This is a genomic window from Streptomyces sp. NPDC043746, from assembly GCF_056436485.1.
This window is the reverse complement of the sequence record NZ_JBWKCM010000003.1, coordinates 317735-337139: the sequence shown is the minus strand read 5'-3', so window position 1 is coordinate 337139 and position 19405 is coordinate 317735. Positions and strand designations below refer to the sequence as shown.

The following is a 19405-nucleotide window of genomic DNA, read 5'->3' as shown; positions in this document are numbered from 1 at the left end:
GGGGGCCGGGGTGCGCGGCCGGGCCGCCGGGGGTTCCCGCGCCCGCGCGCAAGCCGCGCAGCCTGGGCCGATCAGGCCGGATAGCACGGCGGTCCGCGCGCCTGCGCGCGCAAGCCGCCGGGAGAGCCGGGGCCCCGTCTTGCGCGCGAACACGCGCCGAAGGTGCGGAAGTTCCCCGCTCTGCTGACAGCGTGCAGGGGTTCCCCCGTGCCGTTCCGACGGGCAGGCTCGGGGCATGGAGCTACTGATGCTGGGCGGTACGGAGTTCGTCGGGCGGGCCGTCACCGAGGCCGCGCTGGAGCGGGGCTGGGAGGTCACCGTCTTCCATCGGGGCCACCACGCCCCGCCACCGGGCGTGCGGGCGCTGACGGGTGACCGTACGGGAGGGGAGCAGGGCCTCGCGGCGCTGGCGGACCACGCGGGCGACTGGGACCTGGTCGTCGACACCTGGAGCGGGGTGCCCACGGCCGTCCGGGACGCGGCCCGGCTCCTGGCGGACCGCGCGGGCCACTACACGTACGTCTCCAGCCGCTCGGTCTACGCCTACCCGGCGCCGGCCGGGCTGGACGAGGACGGACCGCTGGTGACCGGTGCCTCGCCGGACGAGGGCGGGGACGTCCCGTACGACCGGGCCAAGCGGGGCGGAGAGCTGGCGGCCCTCGACGCCTTCGGCGACCGGGCCCTGCTGGCGCGGGCCGGGCTGATCATCGGCCCCGGGGAGAACGTCGGGCGGCTGCCCTGGTGGCTCGCGCGGATCGCCCGCGGCGGCCCGGTGATCGCCCCCGGCCCCCGCACGGCCGCACTCCAGTACGTCGACGTGCGCGACCTGGCGGAGTGGACGCTGGACGCGGCGGAGGCCGGGCTGCGCGGCCCGTACAACACGGTCAGCCGCCCCGGCCACGCCACCATGGGCGAGCTGCTCGACGCCTGCGTCCAGGCCACCGGCTCCGGCGCCGAGCTGCGCTGGACGGACCCCGACACCTTGCTGGCCGCCGGGGTCGAGCCCTGGACCGGGCTGCCGATCTGGCTGCCGGAGGGGGAGCTGTACGACGCCATGCACCGGGGCGGCCATGTCAGGGCCGAGGCAGCGGGGCTGCGCTGTCGGCCGGTCGCCGAGACCGTGGCCGACACCTGGGCCTGGCTTCGCGGGGTGGGCGGCACCGCACCGCAGCGGCCGGACCGACCGACCGTCGGCCTCGACCCCCGGCTGGAGGAGAAGCTGCTGACCTCCTGATCCGGCTGACCCCCCGCTTCGGTCGTCATCCGCTCCGATGGTCCGCTCCGATCCCTCCTATAGGTCGACGCACAGGGGTAAATCCGGCGTGTCATAACAAATGACTTGCATTAAAGATGCATATTGCGCGGCATGGAACAACAGGCGCGCAGGCGCGGCAATGCAATCCGGGCAGCAGTGACAGTGGCCACGGCCGCGGCGATGGTGGGCATGCTGGCCCCGGCCGCTGTCGCCGACCCGCTGCCGGGCGGACTCGGCCCCTGCCTCGGCAGTCAGTGCCCGTCGAGCTGGAACGACCCCAACAACGGTCCGGTCGTCGGCTACGACGAGAACATCAACATCTACGTCGGCGGGGACTTCCTGGTCAGGGAGGCCGCCGCCGAGGCCGAGGGGAAGATCGTCACCCTCGGCCGGTTCGACATGGACAAGCGGCCCGAGGCCTCGCAGATCTACAACGTCGGCATCGTGGGCGTCGGTTCGCGGGTTCCGCCGCCGGACGGTTCCGATTACCTCTCCGTGGGCGGAACCGTCACCATCGCCGACGGTGAGCGGCTGCTCGCCGAGGAGGGGACGCACTCCGGCCAGGTCGCGCACGCGGGGGCCCTGACGGGCACGGTGAACCCGACCACAGCGCCGCGCCTCGACCCCGACGCCGTCACCCCGTTCACCGGCCTGCGCCCGCAGCTCACCGAGGCCAGCCGGTGCTACGCGTACGAGGGCGACGAGCACCGGGCGACGACCGGCGACTGGGAGCGGGTCGGTGACACGTTCACCTTCACCGGGGACGGCACCTCGGCGATCCAGATCTTCGACGTGGACATGGACCTGGTCTCCTCGACGGGCGGCAACGCCGGGTTCGTCTTCAACGGCATCCCCGCCGGGGCGACCGTCCTGGTCAACGTCTACGGGGACGCTCGTACAGTCGCCACGTTCATGGGGTCCCTCCCCAACGCGGGGCTCCGCGAGCGCCTGCTGTGGAACTTCCCGGACGCGACGGACCTGACACTGACCGGCCCGGCCCAGTTCCAGGGGAGCGTGCTCGTCGGGCAGCAGGCCAGCACCACGACGCTCTCCATGAGCGGCACCAACGGCCGTTTCTACACCGCGGGTTCGCTCACCCACACCTCGTCGGGCACCTCGGGCGGCCAGGAGATCCACGCGTACCCGTTCGACGGCGACCTCCCGACCTGCGGCCCGGATCCGACGCCGACCCCGACTCCCACGGATCCGACGCCGACGCCGACCCCCACCGACCCCACGCCGACGCCGACGGACCCGACCCCGACGCCGACCCCGACGGACCCCACGCCGACGCCGACTCCCACGGACCCGACGCCGACGCCGACCCCGACGGACCCGACCCCCACGCCGACGGACCCGACGCCGACCCCGACGGACCCCACTCCGACGCCCACCGACCCGACCCCGACCCCCACGGACCCGACGCCCACGCCGACGGACCCGACCCCGACGCCCACCGACCCGACCCCGACCCCCACGGACCCGACGCCCACGCCGACGGACCCGACGCCGACCCCCACCGACCCGACCCCGACCCCGACCGAGCCGACTCCGGGTCCCACCGACTCGCCCACGCCAGGCCCCACCGACACGCCGACGTGGAAGCCGACCCCGTCCCCGTCCGACCCGGGCCAGCTGCCCGACACCGGGTCGCAGGGCGGTGAATGGATCCTCGGGTCCATCGCGGCTGTGCTGGTGGCCGCCGGTGGAACCGTCCTCGTGGCCACGCGCAGGGCGCGCCGCCGCACCTACTAGCAGCACCCGCTAGCGTGGTTCGATGACCGAACCACTGCTGCACCTCGCCGAAGCACCTCTCTGGGAGGCGGCCCGCGGGACCGGGACGTACGAGATGTCCACCCGCGGCCGCACTCTCCAGGAGGAGGGCTTCATCCATCTCTCGCTGCCCCATCAACTGCCGGGCGTGGCAAGGATGCTGTACGGGGACGGAGACGGGAGCGAGGGTGCGGGCGGGGCCGACGGCCATGACCTGGTGGTCCTGGTCGTCGACCCCGCCCGTCTCACCGACCCCCTCCGGTACGAGGCGACGAAGCCCGGCGGTGAGGAGTTCCCGCACCTGTACGGACCGCTTCCGGTGGGGGCGGTCGTCGAGGTGCGGCCCTGGCCGGCCGTGTCCTGACGGCGCGCGGACCGCGACCGCGCGGACCGCGGCCGACGCCCCGACCGCGCGGCCCACGACGACCGACGAGAGGAACACGAACCCAGTGACCGGCCCCCTCACCGCAGTGACCGGAGCGAGCGGAGCCGTCGGCGGCCGGGTCGCCGAGCGGCTCGCCCGTACCGGAGTCCCCGTACGCCTCCTCGGCCGAGACCCGGCCCGTCTCCCCGAACTGCCCGGCGCCGACCGCGCCCCCGCGGCCCCCTACGGCGACGGGGAAGCCATGCGCCGGGCCCTGGACGGGGCGCACACCCTGTTCCTGGTCTCCGCCCACGAGAGCCCGGACCGGGTGCGCGAGCACATCACGGCGGTGGACGCGGCGGTGGCAGTGGGCGTGGAGCGGATCGTGTACGTGTCCTTCCAGGGCGCCGCTCCCGATGCCACGTTCACCTTCGCCCGGGACCACTGGCACACCGAGGCCCACATCCGCACGGCCGACGTGCGCCATACGTTCCTGCGGGACAACTGGTATCTGGCGGGGCTGCCCGCGATGACCGGCGCCGACGGGGTGTTGCGCGGCCCCGCCGGTGACGGCCGGGTCGCCGCCGTCGCCCACGAGGACATCGCGGACGCCGCGGCCGCCGTCCTGCTGGACGATTCCACCGCCCACGACGGCCGGGCCCACGACCTCACCGGCCCCGAGGCGTTCACCCTCGCCGAGGCGGCCGAGGAGCTGAGCCGGGTCACCGGGCGCTCGGTCCGCTACGTCCCCGAGACCGTCGCGGAGGCCTACGCCTCCCGGGCCGGGCTGGGGGCCGAGGAGTGGGAGGTGGCCGGCTGGGTCACCTCGTACGAGGCGATCGCGGCGGGCGAACTGGCCGCCGTCTCCGACGCGGTGCCCACGCTCGCCGGCCACCCGGCCATGGACTTCGCCACGTTCCTCGCCCAACACCCGCAGAGCTACCGCCACCTGCTGCCCGGCGTGTGACGGGGGCGTTCCCACGCGCCCCGGCGGGCCACTCCGGAGACCGGACGGCCCCTGCGAGGGTGACGAGAGCGGCGATCGGAGTGCGGCGCAGCCGACGTCTGCGCGGGGTGTCCCCCTTGGGGTCCTCCGGCATCGGGGGAGCTACCTGATTCCCGTACGGAAGCCGCGGAGGGGGGGGAAGGGCGGGTGACGTCCCGCAGAGGAGCGGATCTTCGGGGCGCCTCTCCGGTACGGCGGGGTGCCCACGGCACGCCGGGCGAAGAAGGCCGGCCGCAAGGACCGCACCCGGCCCCCGAGCCGCCGCGTACGGCGACCGGTGGACCGGGTGCGGTCGGAGTCGGAGGGGGACGTCACCGGCCCGAAGAGGCCGGGTCGGCCGGACCCGTCCGGATCAGGCCTTCTTGGTCTCCTAGTAATGGGCCAGGTCGGTGACCTGCGGTGATGATGGCCGCAGGCCGCTGACCTGGCCTTTTGGTGTTGGCTGGCGATGGGGTGCGACGGTCTTGATCGGGTGTCTTGCGGACTGTGTGCGGACCCTTGGCGGCCTCTGATGTGATCACTGGCTAGGAACCGGCTGTCCCGTCGCATGGCGTTGTCGTCGCCTTACTCGCCTTGTCGCTCATGACCTCGGGAAGGGGCTGGAGCACCTGAACGATCTTCTTGGCATGCTTCCTCGCGGTGCGAGCCTCTTGTTCGTTCGGAGCGCGACCCTCATGCGCGGCACTGTTTCTCACGCCGGCGAGATCATTCGCAAGCTTTCCCCATGGCAAGGGCAAGCTGCCGATCAGGCGTTCGTGCAGCTTGCACAGCTTCACAACGCCGTTGGCTTTATCGATCCCTTTCTTGATGGAGGCAGTTGGCACCCCTTCCCTCACGAGATGGACACGGATCGCGTCGGCCACCGCGATCTCAACTGCTGTCGCACCATCGATGACCGCTTTTCGGAGATCACCGCCAGTCTGGGCGTCCTTGGCGTACAGCAGCATGCGGTGCGCAAGTGGCACCTGCTCATCTCGGGAGGCCCGGCGAAACGCGTCTTTCAGTTGGGCCTGACCTAACGGCCTCGCTTCGATGTAGATCGTTCTCCCTCGCGACGCACTACCGGTCAGGTGATGATCTTTGATGAGGATGTGAAGGGCTGGATCACGCGAAGTGTCGAAGTCTCTCAAGGGAACCCGAGTCCACGCAGCAACCCACTCCTGCACGATCCTGAACCATTGAACGAATGCTTGCCACAGGGCCGTGAACTCAGGTGAGCCTGGCGTCGCCGCTTGTGGGGGAAGCGCGAACGAGACAGCCATCGCCGTTACATTGCAGACGCGTTCCGAGCTTCGTGAGCCCCACCAGTTCTTGTTCGCAAGCTGGCTAGGAAGCGGCTCACCGCCGCAGACCGTTGGTGCAGCCGATTCCCATGACTGGTTGTCGCCGCCAAGGACGGGCAAGGCCATGGTCACCTGGTGCTCTCCGATGCGTAGCTGCTCAACCAGCCCCAGGCAATCCACATCCAATGGCAGTCCCCAAGGAAACTCAAAGACTCCCGCACGACTAATCAGAGGCGACATGGCCCAATTATCCCGCAATGGCTCTGGGGCTCGCGTATGCGGGCGGTGGTGTCGGTCATGGGAGCGGGAACGCCTCTACCCGGCAACCGAGATCAGCCGCATGATGACCGAACCATCCACTACGGGCAGTGAAGGGTCTGCCCGGGGCAATCGGTCGGGCCGCAGATGGTGCCTCTATTGCCAGCCGTCGAGGGAAACCTCCGGACCTCCCGTGAGGTAGCGGTGGAGGGCGCTGGAGGTGGTGTCCACGAACGCTTCGGGGATGGCGTTGGCGTCGATCCAGCGGACCTGGGAGTGTTTGTGGGGTTCGCGGTTTTCGGGTTCGCCGGTCCATTCGTGGGCGGCGAAGACGACGGTGAGGAAGCCGTTGGGGGCTTCGACGCCCCAAGCTCCGTGGATGATGTGGGCGACCTTGAGAGACTCGGGCTTCACGGTGAGGCCGGTCTCCTCGTAGAGCTCGCGGACCGCAGTTTCGGTGATCGGCTCGCCCGGTTCACTCTTGCCGACAGGCAGGTCCCACATTCCCTGGGCGAACTTCGCGTTCTCGCTGCGTTGGAGAAGGACCACGCGGTTGGCGGCCCTGTCGTGGACGATGACGGCGGCGACCAGCAGGGTCATGGATTCGAGCGCCGGCTTCAGGGCCTTGGGCTGGTCGTCAGCCTGCTGGGTCACGGTGTTCCCTTCGTGGGGCGGGTTGTTGGGCATGTTAGGCGAGGGCCTCGCTTGCGCGGCGAGCGAGATCGGCGGCGCCGGGCACGCGGCGGCGCTGGTAGACCGCGAGCGTGGAGCGGATCGAGGTGATCGCCTTGCGGGTGCGGTCGGAGGTCATGCCCTCCATGAGGACCAGGGCCTGAGCCCAGGCGGCGACCGCCTCGTCGGCGCGGGCCTGGGCGGCGAGGCTGTCGCCGAGGTCGGCGTGGGTGAGGGCGTGGACGCGCTTGTACTTCACAGGGTCCCAGCGGGTGAGGGCGTCTCGGTGCTGCTGTTCGGTGCCGATGTGGTCGGCGAGGTCGGTCAGGGTGCGGGCGGTGTGGCTGGCCACGGTGCCGGCGGCGGGGCCACTGACGCGGGAGTAGCTGGGTTGGGGGTCGTCGTCATGGAGGAGGGCATCCTCGGCGGCGAGCAGGGCGCGTGCGGCCGACGAGTTCTCGTCGATGGCGGCGTAGGCGCGGGCGTGGGTGATGTGGAGGAGAGCCTCGGTCTGGCCGTCGACGTGGCCGAGACCTGTACGTAGAGCGCCTTCGACGAGGTCGACGCAGTGGTGGGGCTGCTTGAGGCTCAGGGCCTGGTGGGCGAGGGCGCGCATCATCCAGGCGGCGTGGCCGTGGGGGTCGGCTTCGCAGGCGAGTTTGTAGCCGACCTGGTAGTAGCGCTGGGCGGCGCCTTCCTGGCCGAGGTCGTGGTGCTTCCATCCTGCGAGGTAGGCGAGTTCGGCGACGGCGCCGAAGGCGGCCCGGCGTAAGGCTTCGTTGGGGAAGCGTCCGCGCAGCATGGGGGCGGCTGTGTCGGCGAGGTACGCGGTGACGGTGGTCAGGCCGTGCCCGCCGCCGAGGCGCTCGTCGGCGGCGCTGAAGGCTGCGGTGATCTGCCGGACGACGTCCACGTCCTCCGCGCCGACCATGGACGTGCCGGTGCGGGCGCGGAGCATGCGGGCGGTGGCTTCGTGGTCGTATCCGAGCGGCATGGCGACGCCGGCGGTGGTGAAGGCCGCGATGGCGAGGAAGCGGCGGCGCTCGACGTCGGCGCGGCCCAGGTCGGTGGCGGCGAGGACGGGGTCGGATTCCGCCGGCTCTTCGTCATCGCTGGCCTGGAGGCCGATCTCGGTCTGGGTGATCGTGCGCCCCGCTCGGCGGGACAGCGCCTCGGCCAGGTACTGGCCTACCCGGCCTGACGGGGCACGGGTGCCGTTCACCCAGTGCGAGATGGCCGACTTGTTGGTCTGGAGGATCTCGCCGTTCTCGGCGGCGATACGCCGCACGTCTCGGGCGAGGGCCTCGTAGGTGCAGTCGACCGCCTCGATGACGTCGCGAAGACGGGAGTTGGGGTCTCTCTGCGCCGCCACGATCGCCTCCGCCCTGGAGCTGTAAACCGCGTATACCGCTTCAACTGCCTTCCACCGTACCCACTGAGCGTGACCACGGGTTCACTTATCAGCAGCCGCCCGGAACGGCGCGACCGTGATCCAGGCTCCCCCTTGGTCCGGGCGGCACCCCGAAGTTCCGTACGCCCACACCGGGCTCGGGCATTCCTGTGCCCGAACCTGGCCGATCAGAGACGGAGACACGGTGACCACCATCGACACCACGGCCATCACGGTCGAGCTGCCCGAGGCGTTCGACGCGCGCTGGAGCCGCTTGCCCGGCGTCCAGGTCGACGGCCGACGCATCACGATCGACCCGGCTGAGTACTTCTTCCGCTTCGAGTCGAACACGTGGCTCGTCGCTGACTGGGAGCTGGTCAAGTCCCAGCTCCTGGATGTGGACGAGACGACCGAGAGCGCGGTCGAGCAGCTCGCGCTCGACTTCATCAAGCAGAACAGCGAGTCCACCTCCGACGCTGCCCGCGTTCTGGCCACCGCGTACGAGGTGTACGCGTACCTCTTCCGCGAGGAGCACCTGGCCGGCCTCGGCCTGCCGCAGATCACCGCCGACCACCTGCGGATGCTCCGCGAGGCGGCCACGCTCATGGTGCTCAACAAGGTCGAGCTGGACGGGCACATCTCCAACGTCGGCCCGTGCTGGTTCTTCCCCGCCGCCACGTCCGTCGTCTTCGACCTGGACGACGAGATGGGCGGGATGCTCGACGAGGTCTACCACGGCGGCTGGTTCAACGAGCACCGCCGGATCGAGTCCATCAAGGCCCACGCCGCGCTCGGCGGCCGGCTCGTGCACGGCTGCCAGTCCGTGCCGGACCAGTCCGGCGGCGTGGTCGCGCCCTACGGTGCCTCGATGGCGAACTTCCGCGACGACCTCGCCGCGTTCAAGGCGGGCTGGATCGAGCAGGTCTACGCCCACCGCGTGAACCCCGCCGCGTAACCCACCCGATCAGGCTCCGGGGCGGGCCGGCATCCCTCGCCCGCCCCGGAAGCCACCATCTCCCCGGAGCCCTCCTGTGACCACGAACCCCAGCGCCGAACTCCTTGAAAACCTGCTCACCGCGACCGGCCAGACCACCGCCGTACGGGAGGAGGTGCGCGTGTGGTCCATGTCCGGCGTCGAGCGCGTGGCCTTCCCCGACGGCTCCACGGCCGTCTTCAAGTACGCCAAGAAGCCTTTCGACTGGGAGGACCAGGCCCTCCGCCTGGCCCATACCCTCGGCGTTCCCGTCCCCCCGGTCCACGCCTCCGCCGTCCTGGACGGCTGGCTCGGCATGCTCATGGAGGACCTCGGACCGTCCGTCCGCGAGGCCGACGACCTCGACGGTGTCGCGGCGGCCGTGGTCCTGCACGGCACCCGTACGGCTCCGCCCCTGCCCCTCCTCGACCAGGACCGGCTGCGCATGCTCCCGGCCCGGGCGCTGGAGCACCTCGAACGGCTGCGCAAGGCCGACCGGTGGCAGGACGCCGACGACGTCGAGGACGCGCTCGACCGGATCGCTCAGGCCGCCGAGGCCCGCTCGGCCGGAGCGACGCTGGAACCGTTCGGCTGGGTCCACTCCGAGTTCCACCCCACCAGCCTCCACATCGGCGAGCGCGGCTGGCGGCTGCTCGACTTCGCCCGCGCCTTCACCGGCCCCGGCCTGCTCGACCTCGCCAGCTGGCACGGCACCATCGAGCCCCCGCACCCCGTCCGCCTGCGCGTCTTCCTGGAGCAGTACGTCACCGCCGGCGGCACCCCCGACGCCCTCGCCCCGCGCGGCGGGCTCACCGCCGAGAACTGGGCCCTGGGCTGGCACCGCATGTGGGCCGTCGAGTGGTTCATGGAGCAGGCCGTCCGCTGGATCAACGACCCGGCCACCGACCCCGCCTACATCAAGGCCGTCCGCCGCCACCTCACCGACGTCCTCCACCTCCTGGAGATCTGACGTGCTTGCCCAGGCATCCCCCTGGCACGCCCATGCGCTCCAGCGGACCGCCGCCGGACTCGCCGAACCCCTCTCCGTGCCTGCCCGGATGGAATGGACCACGAGACCCGGCCAAGGCCCCGGAGCAGAGACCCTCGGCCCCGACCTGCGCGGCAAGCGACTCCTGGAACTCGGCTGCGGCCCCGGCCACAACGCCGCCCACCTCGCCACCCGCCACGCAGCCCACGTCACCGGCGTCGACCTGGTCGGCCTCCAGGTCCGCCGCGCCCGCTCCCACTACGGACGACTGAACAACCTCACCTTCGTCGCCGGCCACGCCCTGCACTACCTGTACGCCACCGACGAGCAGTTCGACGCGATCTACTCCGTCTTCGGCGCCGTTGGGCTCGTCGCACCCGAGCTCCTGCTCCCGACCATCGCCCAGCACCTCATGCCCGGGCGAGTGCTCGCCTTCTCTGTCCCCCACCCGCAGCGCGGCGGTCGAAGTCCCTCCGGCGACGACCGGCCCCGCCGCGACTTCGTCACCCTGCCCGACCGCACACGGCTCCCCATCGCCCGCTGGGAGTTCGATACCGACCGTTGGGAGAGGCACCTCAGCCAGGCAGGTTTCTGGCTCACCTCGGCCCAGGAGTTCCACGACCCCCGCATGGGCCACTGGCCCACCACCCTGCTGATCCGCGCCCGCAAGCTCTGACAGCCGCGTTCATCCGGCCTATATGGAGGACCGATGCGCCCGCCCTACCTGCTCCTCGACATCGACGGCGTCCTCATCCCCTTCCCCGACGAGCACGGCTCGACCCCGGCCACCCACGCCCGCCACGATGTCGTCCCCGTCGGCCGCAGCGCCGACAACCCGGTCACCGTCTGGCTCAACCCCAATCACGGCCGCCTGCTCATGGACATCATCCGCACCGGCCTGGTCACCCCCGTCTGGTGCACCAGCTGGCGCCAGGACGCCGCCACCCTCATCGGCCCCCTCCTCGACCTCCCGCCCCTGCCGCACGTCGACCTCCCGCGTCCGCAGATCACCACCAGTCACCCCAACGGCTACCTGTGGAAACGCGACCACGTCGATGCTTGGCTCGGCGACACCCCCGCCGTCTGGATCGACGACGACTTCACCGGCCTCGACCACGCCTGGGCGGCCGAGCGCACCGCCTGCGGAGTGGCGACCCGCCTCGTGCAGCCCGACCCACACCTCGGGCTGCAGTCCGGCCACCTGACCGAGGTGACGAAGTGGATCGCACGGTTGCCCGCAGCTCGTGCCGCCTGACGACTGATGCCCTCGCTGCCACGGGCAGCGAGGGCATCAGCGTGCACTATCGGGTCTGGCGGCTTTGACCGTCAGCGGTAGCTGGCGGATGGGCTTGGCGTCTGTGCAGGGGCAGCACGATCTGCCAGCGGTAGTTGGCGGTTCTGGTCAGAGTTTGCTGGCGGGCTTCTTCCTTGCCGATCACAGACGGTGATCGCTTGGCTCAGCGGAACGGTTCGGGCGTGGGTGGCAAGAGTTTGGTGGCCACCTCGCTGTTGCACGGCAAGACGGGCACGTTGTCCGTGTCGGCCTACTCGGGTTCTTCTCCGTCTGCGGGAACCGTCCAGCGCAGCAGGGTGGTGGCGGCGCGCTGTTCCAGAGTGACTGCGTAAACCTGGTTCCAGGCTCGTTCGCCGCGGTGGCGCATGGAGTGGTCGCCCGGGTCCCAGCCCAGCCCCAGGACCTGACATCCGTCGATCTCGATCTGTCCGGCGAGCAGGGGGTGGGCCAGGCCGGCCCGCTCCAGCAGGTGGAAGTGGGTGTGCACATCAACGGAGACCATCAGCCCGATGCCGGGCCCTTGCGAAAGCCAGCTCTGAAGCCGACCGGCGAACTCGTGAGCTTCGGCCAGTGGAAGGTCGAGCCGTCCATAAGGGCCCTCTCCACCGTACTGGGGCGTACGTTCGCCGCCGAAGCGGGCGTGGGCGTCCTCCTCGTACTTTCCCCAGTACCGGACGTCAGCGAGTCCGTTGATCGACTCGCCCGCCAGCCCGACGAACGAGTCGAGGGCACGGGCGTCCCCGAGGACCATGCCGCACCGGTCAACCGGCAGATCACCGAGCTGGATCGGCTCTCCGTCGGGGGCGCCCGGCCAGGGCAGGCCGAGGTCGATTTCCAGGACCGTGATCACCGGCCCGTCGTACGCCTCCCCGATTTCGGCCCGCACCTTCAGCGACTGGTCGACGGCGGCCGGCACCGCGACCGCCTCGCAGGTCCAGTTCTCGCTCGGGCCGTCCGCAGGTTCGTGCAGATGGCCACCGCCGTGCGCCGCGGCGGCCAGTGCCCGTACGGACAACGGGTCGCCGAGCTCGGACCATTGATCGATCCAGCCAGCCATACCCAGGACAAGCACACCGGACGGCACGGTGACGACACCAAGGTCGACAGAGGTCTCACTCATCCGCCGATTCAACCAGGGGGGACTGTCACCGACAGCGACGGGCACCGCGATCGCCAGCCATCGCTGCTATCCGCCAACTAGCGCTGACGAACACAGCAGCCTCGGGCCCCGTTCCGTTTCGGAACGGGACGGCGTTCAGTGATTGAACGCGACCGCCCTTCAGAAACGGAATGGCCAACACCATTTCCTCGGGGGACATGTGCGCTGGGCGTGTCGGCCTTTGCATTACCGACCCCTTCGCAGGGCGTCTGGCTGGGAGCGATCGGCCACTGGTGTAGTTGGCTGGTTTGGCGTGGTGGACATGGACGACGTGCCGCTGACCGTACTTCGCGTGCGAGCCGCTTGCGTCCTCCGGTTCGGCTGAGCCGTGATGCGCCAGTTGAGGACCTCGGCGGGGCGCTCGGCGCTGTCGAGTTCCCGCTGGGTTCCCACTTCGGTCAGGAGGCGGCGGGGGTTGTGGCCGGCGGTCTCGGCTTGGGCGAGGGTTGTGGTCAGGGCGGTCCAAGTGGGGTCGGCGAGGATCCGGACGGCGTGGTCAGGGAGGGCCGCGCGCACAGCCTGCTCGAAGCGGCTGGCGGTTGCGGCTCGTGGTGCGCGGCGGGTCAGGTCAGCCAGGACAGGTGGGGCAGCCCGCTGGTAGCCCGCCTGGAGGTGGCGGAGGGCTTCTTCGGCCGCAGCGGCCTGTTGTTCGTGGCCGCGCTGCTCGTGCCACTTGGCGGCGGCGCGGGCCAGGTGCACGGTGGCGAAGAGCAGGGCGATGGCGAGTCCGCCCGGCTCGCTGGAGGCGTAGGCGAGTTCCTTGGCAGCCTTGCGCAGGGCGGTGGCGGCCTGGTGGTCGGCGCGGGTGGCGGAGCGGCGGGCGCGGTTGAACGCCGTCGCCGCCGCCCGTAGTTCCGCCCGGTGCGGGCCGGTCGTGGCGCTGGCGATGTTGTACAGGGCGTCGCCGAAGGCGGCCAGGTGGCCCTGGGCGGCGGCATCGTCACCGGAGTCGAGGACGATGCGTGCCGTGTGTATGACGGTGGTGGTGTGCCGCCATGGGTCGGCGGGGTCCGCCACATACCGCGGGTGGTCGGCCACCTTCTGGTCGGGGAGGCGTTCGCGCAGGCGGTTGATGGAGAGGCCGGGGGCGAGTTTTGAGCCGCCGTACCAGACGGGTTCGCCGGCCGCGTTGGTGTCGCCGGGTGCGGCGAGGCTGTAGCCGATCACGTCACCGGTCTCGGGGCCGAGGCGGGTCTTGACCTTGATTCCGAGGGACTGCAGCACGGAGAAGTAGTCGGCTTCGGTTCGTACGGCGGCGGCGACCGCGTATGCCTGCTCGCGCAGCCAGTGCCGTGCCGTGACCGCCTGACCCTGGCGCTCGGCCTTGGCGCGTTCGGCGCCGGTGGGGGTGCGGGGCGCGGTGAGGTCGCCGGACTTCAGGCGGCGCAGGCCGAACTCGGCCTCGATCTTGCGGCACTCGGCTTGGGCCCGCTGTCCGTCGTGGTGGGTGCGTGGGCGGCGCCCGTCGGCGCGGACGGTGGTGGCCATGATGTGGATGTGGTCGTCGGCGTGGCGCACCGCGATCCACCGGCATGCCTTGGCGTCGCCTTCGGGGGCGATGCCTGTGGCGTGGACTATGCGGCGGGCGACCTCGGCCCACTCGGCGTCGGTGAGGTAGCGGTCGCCGGGCGCCGTACGGACCGGGCAGTGCCAGACATGCTGAGGTGGTTTCTTGCCGCCCAGCTCGCGGGTGCGCAGGTCGACGTGGGTGTCGAGGCGCTTGGCGAGCAGGGAGTAGGTGGCTGCCGGGTCGCGGCCGGGGTCGGGGGCGCCGGCCATGTCCCAGGCGGCGATGATGTGAGGGTCGATGTGTTCGTCGCGGCGGCCGGGTCCGAAGAGGTAGACGATCAGTCCGCGGGTGTCGGAGCCGGTGGAGACGTCAGGAACCATGCGCGGTGCCTTCCGTCAGGAGCTGGTCGATCAGTCGGTAGCTGCTCTCGGCAGCTTGCTCGACGCGGTCCAGCACCGCCTCGGCGCGCTCGGGCACTGTTCCTCGATGGATGGCTGCGGTGATTTGGTTGAGGTTGCCGCCGATGCGGTTCAGCGCGACCGTGTGTGCCTCGACTGCCTCGACCAGTGGGCGGACCGGGTCGTCCTCCGGACTACCGACCAGCCCCGCCTTGCCGAGGGCGACGGCCAGGGCGGCGTCGCCGACGAATCCGGCGAACTTCTGACCGCGCTGGTGGGCGGCGGCGCTGATCACGCCCACCGCTGTCCGTGTGAAGCGGATGGTCTTCTCCTGGTCGCGCTTCTCCACGGTGCGCTTGCGGTTCATCAGTGCGGGCAGGGCGGGGGCGTCGAGGTCCCGCCAGGAGGGCTGCTCGACAGGCGGTTGGACGTCGGTCGGTGTCTGGGAGCGGAGGGCGGCGGAGTCGGCTATGACCCCTTCCAGCTCGGGCGCCCCCTGGCGCTCGGCCTCCTCCGCCACCCCTGGGGCGGGGGCAAGCGCGGACGAAGCCTCGTTAGAGGCTCGTTCGCTCCAGCTTGCTGCTGATCGGCGGGTCAGGCCGAAGAATCCCTTGCGGCGGCGGGTGGGGGAGTTGTCGGTGCTCGTTTCGGGCATGGTGGTGCTCCGGTGGTCGTGTGGGGTGGGGCTTCGTCACGTCCGTTGCATCCGTCCCGTAGCTGGTCAGGACAGGTACGGAGGCGGCCGCAGGTACGGAGTGATCCGTATCGGCAAGGAACTCCGTCCCCGCGCTGACCTGCGCGGGGGACGGATGCGACGGATTGATACGGAGCTCGTGTCAGCGCGTGGGCCTGGGGCTGGCAGGCCCGCCGGGCGGGCCGATGGGCAACGTCCCCGACGGAGGGGCCGGTGGCTTGACCGGGGCTCGACGTGCGAGCGCCGTCTCCTCGGCTGTGGGTGCCGGTTGGGCGGGGTCGGGGCAGTAGCGGGCCCAGGCGTCGAGGAACTGGTTACGGGCGTACGCCTTGGCCTGCCTGCCGTTCTCGAAGCGGTGGTTGGCCGGGCTGATGCCGAAGTCGCGCAGCAGGTTGGCCAGGTGGTAGGCGTTCAGGCCCTTCGTCCCGTACTCGGCCCACGGCGCCTCGGCGTCCTGGACGAGGGCGGCGAGCAGATCGTGGCTGCGCAGCGCCTCCGTGTCGCCCTGCTGCTCGAACACGCGGCGGATGTCGCGCAGCAGCCGGGTCTTCAGCGTCGTCTGCTCGTCCTGGACCACCTCGTTCCTGGTCATCGCCAGGCAGGCGGCACGGGCCCGCGAGGGCCAGCGCCCGCCGGCCAGGTCGGCGACGATGACCAGCGGTTCCCACGTGTCGGCGGCACGGTCTTCGACCGGCATCTGCGGAACCAGGCCCTCTGCGGTGCTCCGCAGTGGGGCCAGCCAGGCGGTCAGACGGTCGCGCAGCGCGTTCAGTTCCGGGACGGAATACCGCGAGCGGAACGGGGCTATGCGCTCACCCGGCTTGCGCTTCTGCATGCGGAGCACGACCGCCCGGTCCATGATCGTGTCTGGCAGGTCGCCGATCCCGGCGAGCGCCGCCATGGCGAAGGTGGGAAACGCCGTCGCCTTGTGCTCCGGGCCGGAGATTCGCCAGGCGGGCCGGTTGCGCTGGTGCCCCGCGTTCAGTAGGCCGCGCAGGTCCTCCTTGTCGCCTGCCTTCGGGCCGAAGATGGTGTCGGCCTCGTCCACCAGCAGCGTCGGCGGGTCCTCGCCGATGACGCGGAAGACCACCGCCGGCGAGGTGTTCACCGTCATCATCGGCCGGGACACGGTCTCGTGGAGCACGTCCAGGACGCGGGATTTGCCGCAGCCCTTGGTCGGCCCCACCACCGCCAGTCGTGGGGCGTGCTGGAGGGCGGGCTGGATGTGGGAGGCCGCCACCCAGAGGGTGACCGCGGTCAGTGCCTCCTCGCTCGGCAGTACGACGTACCGGCCGATCGCCGCGCGCAGGTCGTCCAACAGCGCGGCTCCCTCGTCGGCCGTCTCGCCGCCCGTACCAGCGCGGTCCCCGGTCCCCGATCCGCCGTCGGGGACCACGGTCCCCGCAGATTCGTGGGGACCGTGGCCCTCACCATCGGCTCGGAGCATGGCGTGCTCGCCCGAAATTCGGGGATCAGGCTCGGGGACCGGCGGACCGAAAGTCTCCACCCGGTACCCGGCTTCCGCTCCGGCGGGACCGGTCCCCAAGACGCTGACCTGCGCATGCTCCGTGCTGGGGGAATTTCGGTCCCCGACCGGAACACCCGTCGAAGCAGGCGACCGTGACTCCGTTCGGTCCCCGCCTCGGTCCCCGTTGCGCCAGGGGATGCCCTGGCCGGGGACCGCGGGGGTGGGCCAGACGACCTTGCGGGATGTGTTCGAGGTGGCGGGGGACGTAGAGTCCTCCATCGACGTTCCTCTCAGGTGAGGGACGGGACGGGCAAGGTCCCGCCCCTCACCAGTTCGTTCGTTCAGGGATGGGCGACAGGCAGGGGAATCTCCGGCCCTCGGCGTTGGCGCGCTGGGGGCCGTTGCTGTGTCCGGTGCTGCTGGCGGCTCACGAGGCCAGGCCCCACTCGTCTCGGCCGTCGATCAGGGTGCGCTCGTAGCGCAGCAGCTCGGCCTCGGGGTAGAGCACCCGCTTGCCGACCTTGATGCCGCGCGGCCCCTTCTTGATCTGGCGCCAGTAGCGGACGGTGCTCTCGGCTGTGCGGCAGCGCTCGGCGACCTCGGCAGTGGTCAGGTATCGCACGCATTCCCATTCGGCTAGGTGGCGATTCGATCTGCATAGAGTTGTACCTCGGGATCGGCGGTTAACCAAATCGGGAAACTCATGTTTCAATTGGGATAGTGACGGTGATGATGGAGGTTCGATGGCAGGCGACAGACCCGAAGGCGGCGAGGTGCCGCTGCTCTACAGCGAGGGGAACGTGGCCGCGCGCGTGGCCCTGGAGCGTGAGGTCAGAGGGTGGAGCACGACCGAGCTGGCGGATCGGGTGACCAGAGCCGGCGTGAAGATGAACCAGACGGCGGTCTGGCGCATCGAGAACGGCACACCGCGTCGGCGCATTAATCTCGATGAGGCCCTCGCCTTCAGCCGCGTCTTTGAGCTCCCTCTCGAAGAGCTGATGTCACCGCCCCTGGAGGGGCTCGACATCGACAGTCGGCGGCTCGTCCAAGAAGCCGTCGAAGCGTTCTATGAGGCCCGCGACGCGCGCGACCGCCTCCACCGCGCCGTGGTCGCCATCGCCGACCACATCAAGGCTCATCCCGACAGCTCGCGAGCGATCCACGAGCAGTGCCTCCGCCTCATGGGCGACGAGCGCGACGCTCGCACCCTCAGCAGTGACATCGAGGACGGTGGTCACTACTGACAACCGACACGAAGGAGAGGCCACTTGGCCAACATCCAGAAGCGCCCCAACGGCAAATGGCGGGCCCGCTACCGCGATCTCGACGGCAAGGAGCACGCCCGCCACTTCGAGCGGAAGCTCGACGCTCAGCGGTGGCTCGACGAGGTCACGGCGAGCATGGTCACCGGCCAGTACGTCGATCCGCGCGCCGGTCGCGTCACCTTCGAGAAGTACGCCGAGAAGTGGGAAGGCTCGCTCATAGCCAGCGAGGCGGGCGAGCGCATCACTGACAACGCGCTGCGGCTCCACCTCGTACCGGCGCTCGGAGCCCGCTCCATGGCGGCGATACGCCGCAACGACATCCAGGTGCTCTTCAAGCACCTCTCCGACCAGCTCGGCCCCGGCAGCGTGCGGAACGTCTACGACGTCCTCGTACGCGTCATGACGGCGGCAGTGGACGACAAGGTCATCGCCTCCAGCCCGTGCCGCCGGATCACCCTCCCGGCCATGCCGGATGAGGAGGTCACCCCTCCCACGGTCGAGCAGGTCGAGGCGATGGCGCGGGTGATGCCGCCGTACATCCGCGCGGCGATCGTCACCCTCGCCGGATCAGGGCTGCGCATCGGCGAACTGCTCGGTCTGAAGGTGTCGGACGTCGACTTCAAGGCCGGCACCATCCGCGTCGAGCGGCAGCGGCTCCAGTCGGGGAAGATCGGCCCGCCGAAGACCGCCAAGTCCCGGCGTACGGTCCCGGTCGGCGAGGTCGTCACCGATGCGCTCCTCGCGCATCTCGCCGCACGTCCGTCCAGGGAGTGGCTGTTCACCATGGAGGAGGGGGAGCCGCTCAACTACCGGCGGTGGAAGACCGAGTGGAATGGCGCCGCAGGGCGCTCCAGGCGGCCGAGAGCGGGGCCGCCGAGCGGGAAGGCCGTAAGGCCGTCGAGCTGCCGCACATGGTCACCCACGACCTGCGGCACTTCTATGCCTCCGCGCTCATCGCCGGCGGCGCGAGCGTCAAGCAGGTGCAGCTGGTCCTCGGGCACGCGTCCGCCGTCATCACGTTGCGGATCTACGCGCACCTGTGGCCCGGGGAAGAAGACCGCACCCGGGCCGTCATGGACGCCGTGCTCGGCGGCCTGCGGACCGGGTGCGGACAGGTAGGTAGCCAGACCCGCGAAAGTGCAGGTCAGGCCGCCTAGAAGGAGATCAGGCCTTCTTGGTCTCCCAGAAGATCCGGTCGACCTCAGCGATCAGGTCCAGGGCCTTCTGGCCCGTCTTCGGGTCGTTCGAGCCCTTGGCCGCGGAGAGCGCCTTCAGGGTGTCGTTGATGAGCTGGTGCAGCTCCGGGTACTTCTCGAAGTGCGGGGGCTTGAAGTAGTCGCTCCAGAGCACCGACACGTGGTGCTTCGCGAGCTCGGCGCGCTGTTCCTTGATCAGGACGGCGCGGGTGCGGAAGTCCGCGTCCTCGTTGGCCTGGTACTTCTCCTGGACGGCCTTGACCGACTCGGCCTCGATGCGGGCCTGGGCCGGGTCGTAGACGCCGCAGGGCAGGTCGCAGTGGGCGCTGACCTTCACCTTGGGGGCAAACAGGCGGGAAAGCATGGAGCTGTCCTCCTCGTGATCGTCTTCTCAGGTGGGACATTACTCCGTGGAGCGCGGCTTTCCGTGGCTGCCCCTGGGGCTTAGGTCAAAAGTCC

At 70.5% G+C, this 19405-nt stretch carries 18 protein-coding genes and 1 pseudogene; 10 read left to right on the top strand and 9 right to left on the bottom strand.

The features are described 5' to 3' along the window. The first annotated feature begins 235 nt into the window (after nt 1-235). The 4 genes from AC0682_RS05330 (at nt 236) to AC0682_RS05315 (ending at nt 4359) form a co-directional block, all read left to right on the top strand. Entirely contained in the window at nt 236-1234 is a 999-nt protein-coding gene (locus tag AC0682_RS05330) for an NAD-dependent epimerase/dehydratase family protein (protein WP_478531028.1), read from the top strand. A gap of 132 nt (nt 1235-1366) precedes the next feature. After that, complete coding sequence (locus AC0682_RS05325; protein WP_478531027.1) at nt 1367-3010, top strand: choice-of-anchor A family protein; 1644 nt, start codon at nt 1367-1369, stop codon at nt 3008-3010. A gap of 22 nt (nt 3011-3032) precedes the next feature. Beyond that, a complete protein-coding gene (locus tag AC0682_RS05320) occupies nt 3033-3392 on the top strand; it encodes a DUF952 domain-containing protein (protein WP_478531025.1) in 360 nt (119 codons plus the stop codon). Between the two features lie 85 nt (nt 3393-3477). Next, nucleotides 3478-4359, top strand: coding sequence for an NAD(P)H-binding protein (locus AC0682_RS05315; protein ID WP_478531024.1), 882 nt, complete (start codon nt 3478-3480; stop codon nt 4357-4359). A gap of 563 nt (nt 4360-4922) precedes the next feature. Here AC0682_RS05315 and AC0682_RS05310 read toward each other — a convergent pair. The 3 genes from AC0682_RS05310 to AC0682_RS05300 all read right to left on the bottom strand — a co-directional run bounded on the left by AC0682_RS05310 (nt 4923) and on the right by AC0682_RS05300 (nt 7983). Next, nucleotides 4923-5921 (bottom strand): hypothetical protein, encoded by a 999-nt coding sequence (locus tag AC0682_RS05310; RefSeq protein ID WP_478531023.1) that lies wholly within the window; start codon nt 5919-5921, stop codon nt 4923-4925. A gap of 174 nt (nt 5922-6095) precedes the next feature. Continuing rightward, nucleotides 6096-6626, bottom strand: coding sequence for an NUDIX domain-containing protein (locus AC0682_RS05305; protein WP_478531022.1), 531 nt, complete (start codon nt 6624-6626; stop codon nt 6096-6098). 1 nt (nt 6627) lies between these two features. Beyond that, on the bottom strand, nt 6628-7983 hold the full coding sequence (locus tag AC0682_RS05300) for a tetratricopeptide repeat protein (RefSeq protein WP_478531021.1): 1356 nt from the start codon (nt 7981-7983) through the stop codon (nt 6628-6630). A gap of 223 nt (nt 7984-8206) precedes the next feature. On the opposite strand from AC0682_RS05300, the gene AC0682_RS05295 reads away from it, so the two are divergent. From AC0682_RS05295 to AC0682_RS05280, 4 genes are all read left to right on the top strand, one after another. After that, complete coding sequence (locus tag AC0682_RS05295) at nt 8207-8956, top strand: hypothetical protein (RefSeq protein ID WP_478531020.1); 750 nt, start codon at nt 8207-8209, stop codon at nt 8954-8956. A 76-nt stretch (nt 8957-9032) separates the two neighbouring features. Continuing rightward, nucleotides 9033-9944 carry a phosphotransferase family protein gene (locus AC0682_RS05290; protein WP_478531019.1) on the top strand — a complete coding sequence of 304 codons (912 nt, stop codon included), beginning with the start codon at nt 9033-9035 and terminating at the stop codon, nt 9942-9944. Nucleotide 9945: 1 nt separating this feature from the next. Then, the gene (locus tag AC0682_RS05285; RefSeq protein ID WP_478531017.1) at nt 9946-10638 is read left to right on the top strand and encodes a class I SAM-dependent methyltransferase; all 693 of its coding nucleotides are present in this window, start codon (nt 9946-9948) and stop codon (nt 10636-10638) included. A gap of 33 nt (nt 10639-10671) precedes the next feature. Further along, nucleotides 10672-11217, top strand: coding sequence for an HAD domain-containing protein (locus AC0682_RS05280; RefSeq protein WP_478531015.1), 546 nt, complete (start codon nt 10672-10674; stop codon nt 11215-11217). Between the two features lie 289 nt (nt 11218-11506). On the opposite strand, the gene AC0682_RS05275 is transcribed toward AC0682_RS05280, so the two are convergent. The 5 genes from AC0682_RS05275 to AC0682_RS05255 form a co-directional block, all read right to left on the bottom strand. Beyond that, on the bottom strand, nt 11507-12376 hold the full coding sequence (locus AC0682_RS05275) for a hypothetical protein (RefSeq protein WP_478531013.1): 870 nt from the start codon (nt 12374-12376) through the stop codon (nt 11507-11509). Nucleotides 12377-12601: 225 nt separating this feature from the next. After that, a complete protein-coding gene (locus tag AC0682_RS05270; protein ID WP_478531012.1) occupies nt 12602-14305 on the bottom strand; it encodes a relaxase/mobilization nuclease domain-containing protein in 1704 nt (567 codons plus the stop codon). Next, nucleotides 14295-14843 (bottom strand): MobC domain-containing protein, encoded by a 549-nt coding sequence (locus tag AC0682_RS05265; RefSeq protein WP_478531105.1) that lies wholly within the window; start codon nt 14841-14843, stop codon nt 14295-14297. The genes AC0682_RS05270 and AC0682_RS05265 overlap by 11 nt, the downstream gene beginning before the upstream one ends. A gap of 316 nt (nt 14844-15159) precedes the next feature. Further along, a complete protein-coding gene (locus AC0682_RS05260) occupies nt 15160-16464 on the bottom strand; it encodes a DUF3631 domain-containing protein (protein WP_478531011.1) in 1305 nt (434 codons plus the stop codon). A gap of 448 nt (nt 16465-16912) precedes the next feature. Beyond that, nucleotides 16913-17107 carry a helix-turn-helix transcriptional regulator gene (locus AC0682_RS05255; RefSeq protein ID WP_478531010.1) on the bottom strand — a complete coding sequence of 65 codons (195 nt, stop codon included), beginning with the start codon at nt 17105-17107 and terminating at the stop codon, nt 16913-16915. Nucleotides 17108-17228: 121 nt separating this feature from the next. On the opposite strand from AC0682_RS05255, the gene AC0682_RS05250 reads away from it, so the two are divergent. Together AC0682_RS05250 and AC0682_RS05245 are read left to right on the top strand one after the other, a co-directional pair. Continuing rightward, nucleotides 17229-17729 (top strand): helix-turn-helix transcriptional regulator, encoded by a 501-nt coding sequence (locus AC0682_RS05250; protein ID WP_362427413.1) that lies wholly within the window; start codon nt 17229-17231, stop codon nt 17727-17729. Nucleotides 17730-17753: 24 nt separating this feature from the next. After that, nucleotides 17754-18907, top strand: a pseudogene (locus AC0682_RS05245) (tyrosine-type recombinase/integrase). 7 nt (nt 18908-18914) lie between these two features. Here AC0682_RS05245 and sodN read toward each other — a convergent pair. Further along, entirely contained in the window at nt 18915-19310 is a 396-nt protein-coding gene (sodN, locus tag AC0682_RS05240; protein ID WP_003966342.1) for a superoxide dismutase, Ni, read from the bottom strand. Nucleotides 19311-19405 lie beyond the last annotated feature (95 nt).

Excerpts from the sequence above, each read along its gene's own strand:
- AC0682_RS05330 (WP_478531028.1), top strand. The coding sequence starts at position 236 with ATGGAGCTACTGATGCTGGGCGGTACGGAGTTCGTCGGGCGGGCCGTC.
- AC0682_RS05325 (WP_478531027.1), top strand. The coding sequence starts at position 1,367 with ATGGAACAACAGGCGCGCAGGCGCGGCAATGCAATCCGGGCAGCAGTG.
- AC0682_RS05320 (WP_478531025.1), top strand. The coding sequence starts at position 3,033 with ATGACCGAACCACTGCTGCACCTCGCCGAAGCACCTCTCTGGGAGGCG.
- AC0682_RS05310 (WP_478531023.1), bottom strand. The coding sequence starts at position 5,921 with ATGTCGCCTCTGATTAGTCGTGCGGGAGTCTTTGAGTTTCCTTGGGGA.
- AC0682_RS05305 (WP_478531022.1), bottom strand. The coding sequence starts at position 6,626 with ATGCCCAACAACCCGCCCCACGAAGGGAACACCGTGACCCAGCAGGCT.
- AC0682_RS05280 (WP_478531015.1), top strand. The coding sequence starts at position 10,672 with ATGCGCCCGCCCTACCTGCTCCTCGACATCGACGGCGTCCTCATCCCC.
- AC0682_RS05275 (WP_478531013.1), bottom strand. The coding sequence starts at position 12,376 with ATGAGTGAGACCTCTGTCGACCTTGGTGTCGTCACCGTGCCGTCCGGT.
- AC0682_RS05270 (WP_478531012.1), bottom strand. The coding sequence starts at position 14,305 with ATGGTTCCTGACGTCTCCACCGGCTCCGACACCCGCGGACTGATCGTC.
- AC0682_RS05260 (WP_478531011.1), bottom strand. The coding sequence starts at position 16,464 with ATGCTCCGAGCCGATGGTGAGGGCCACGGTCCCCACGAATCTGCGGGG.
- AC0682_RS05250 (WP_362427413.1), top strand. The coding sequence starts at position 17,229 with ATGGCAGGCGACAGACCCGAAGGCGGCGAGGTGCCGCTGCTCTACAGC.
- sodN (WP_003966342.1), bottom strand. The coding sequence starts at position 19,310 with ATGCTTTCCCGCCTGTTTGCCCCCAAGGTGAAGGTCAGCGCCCACTGC.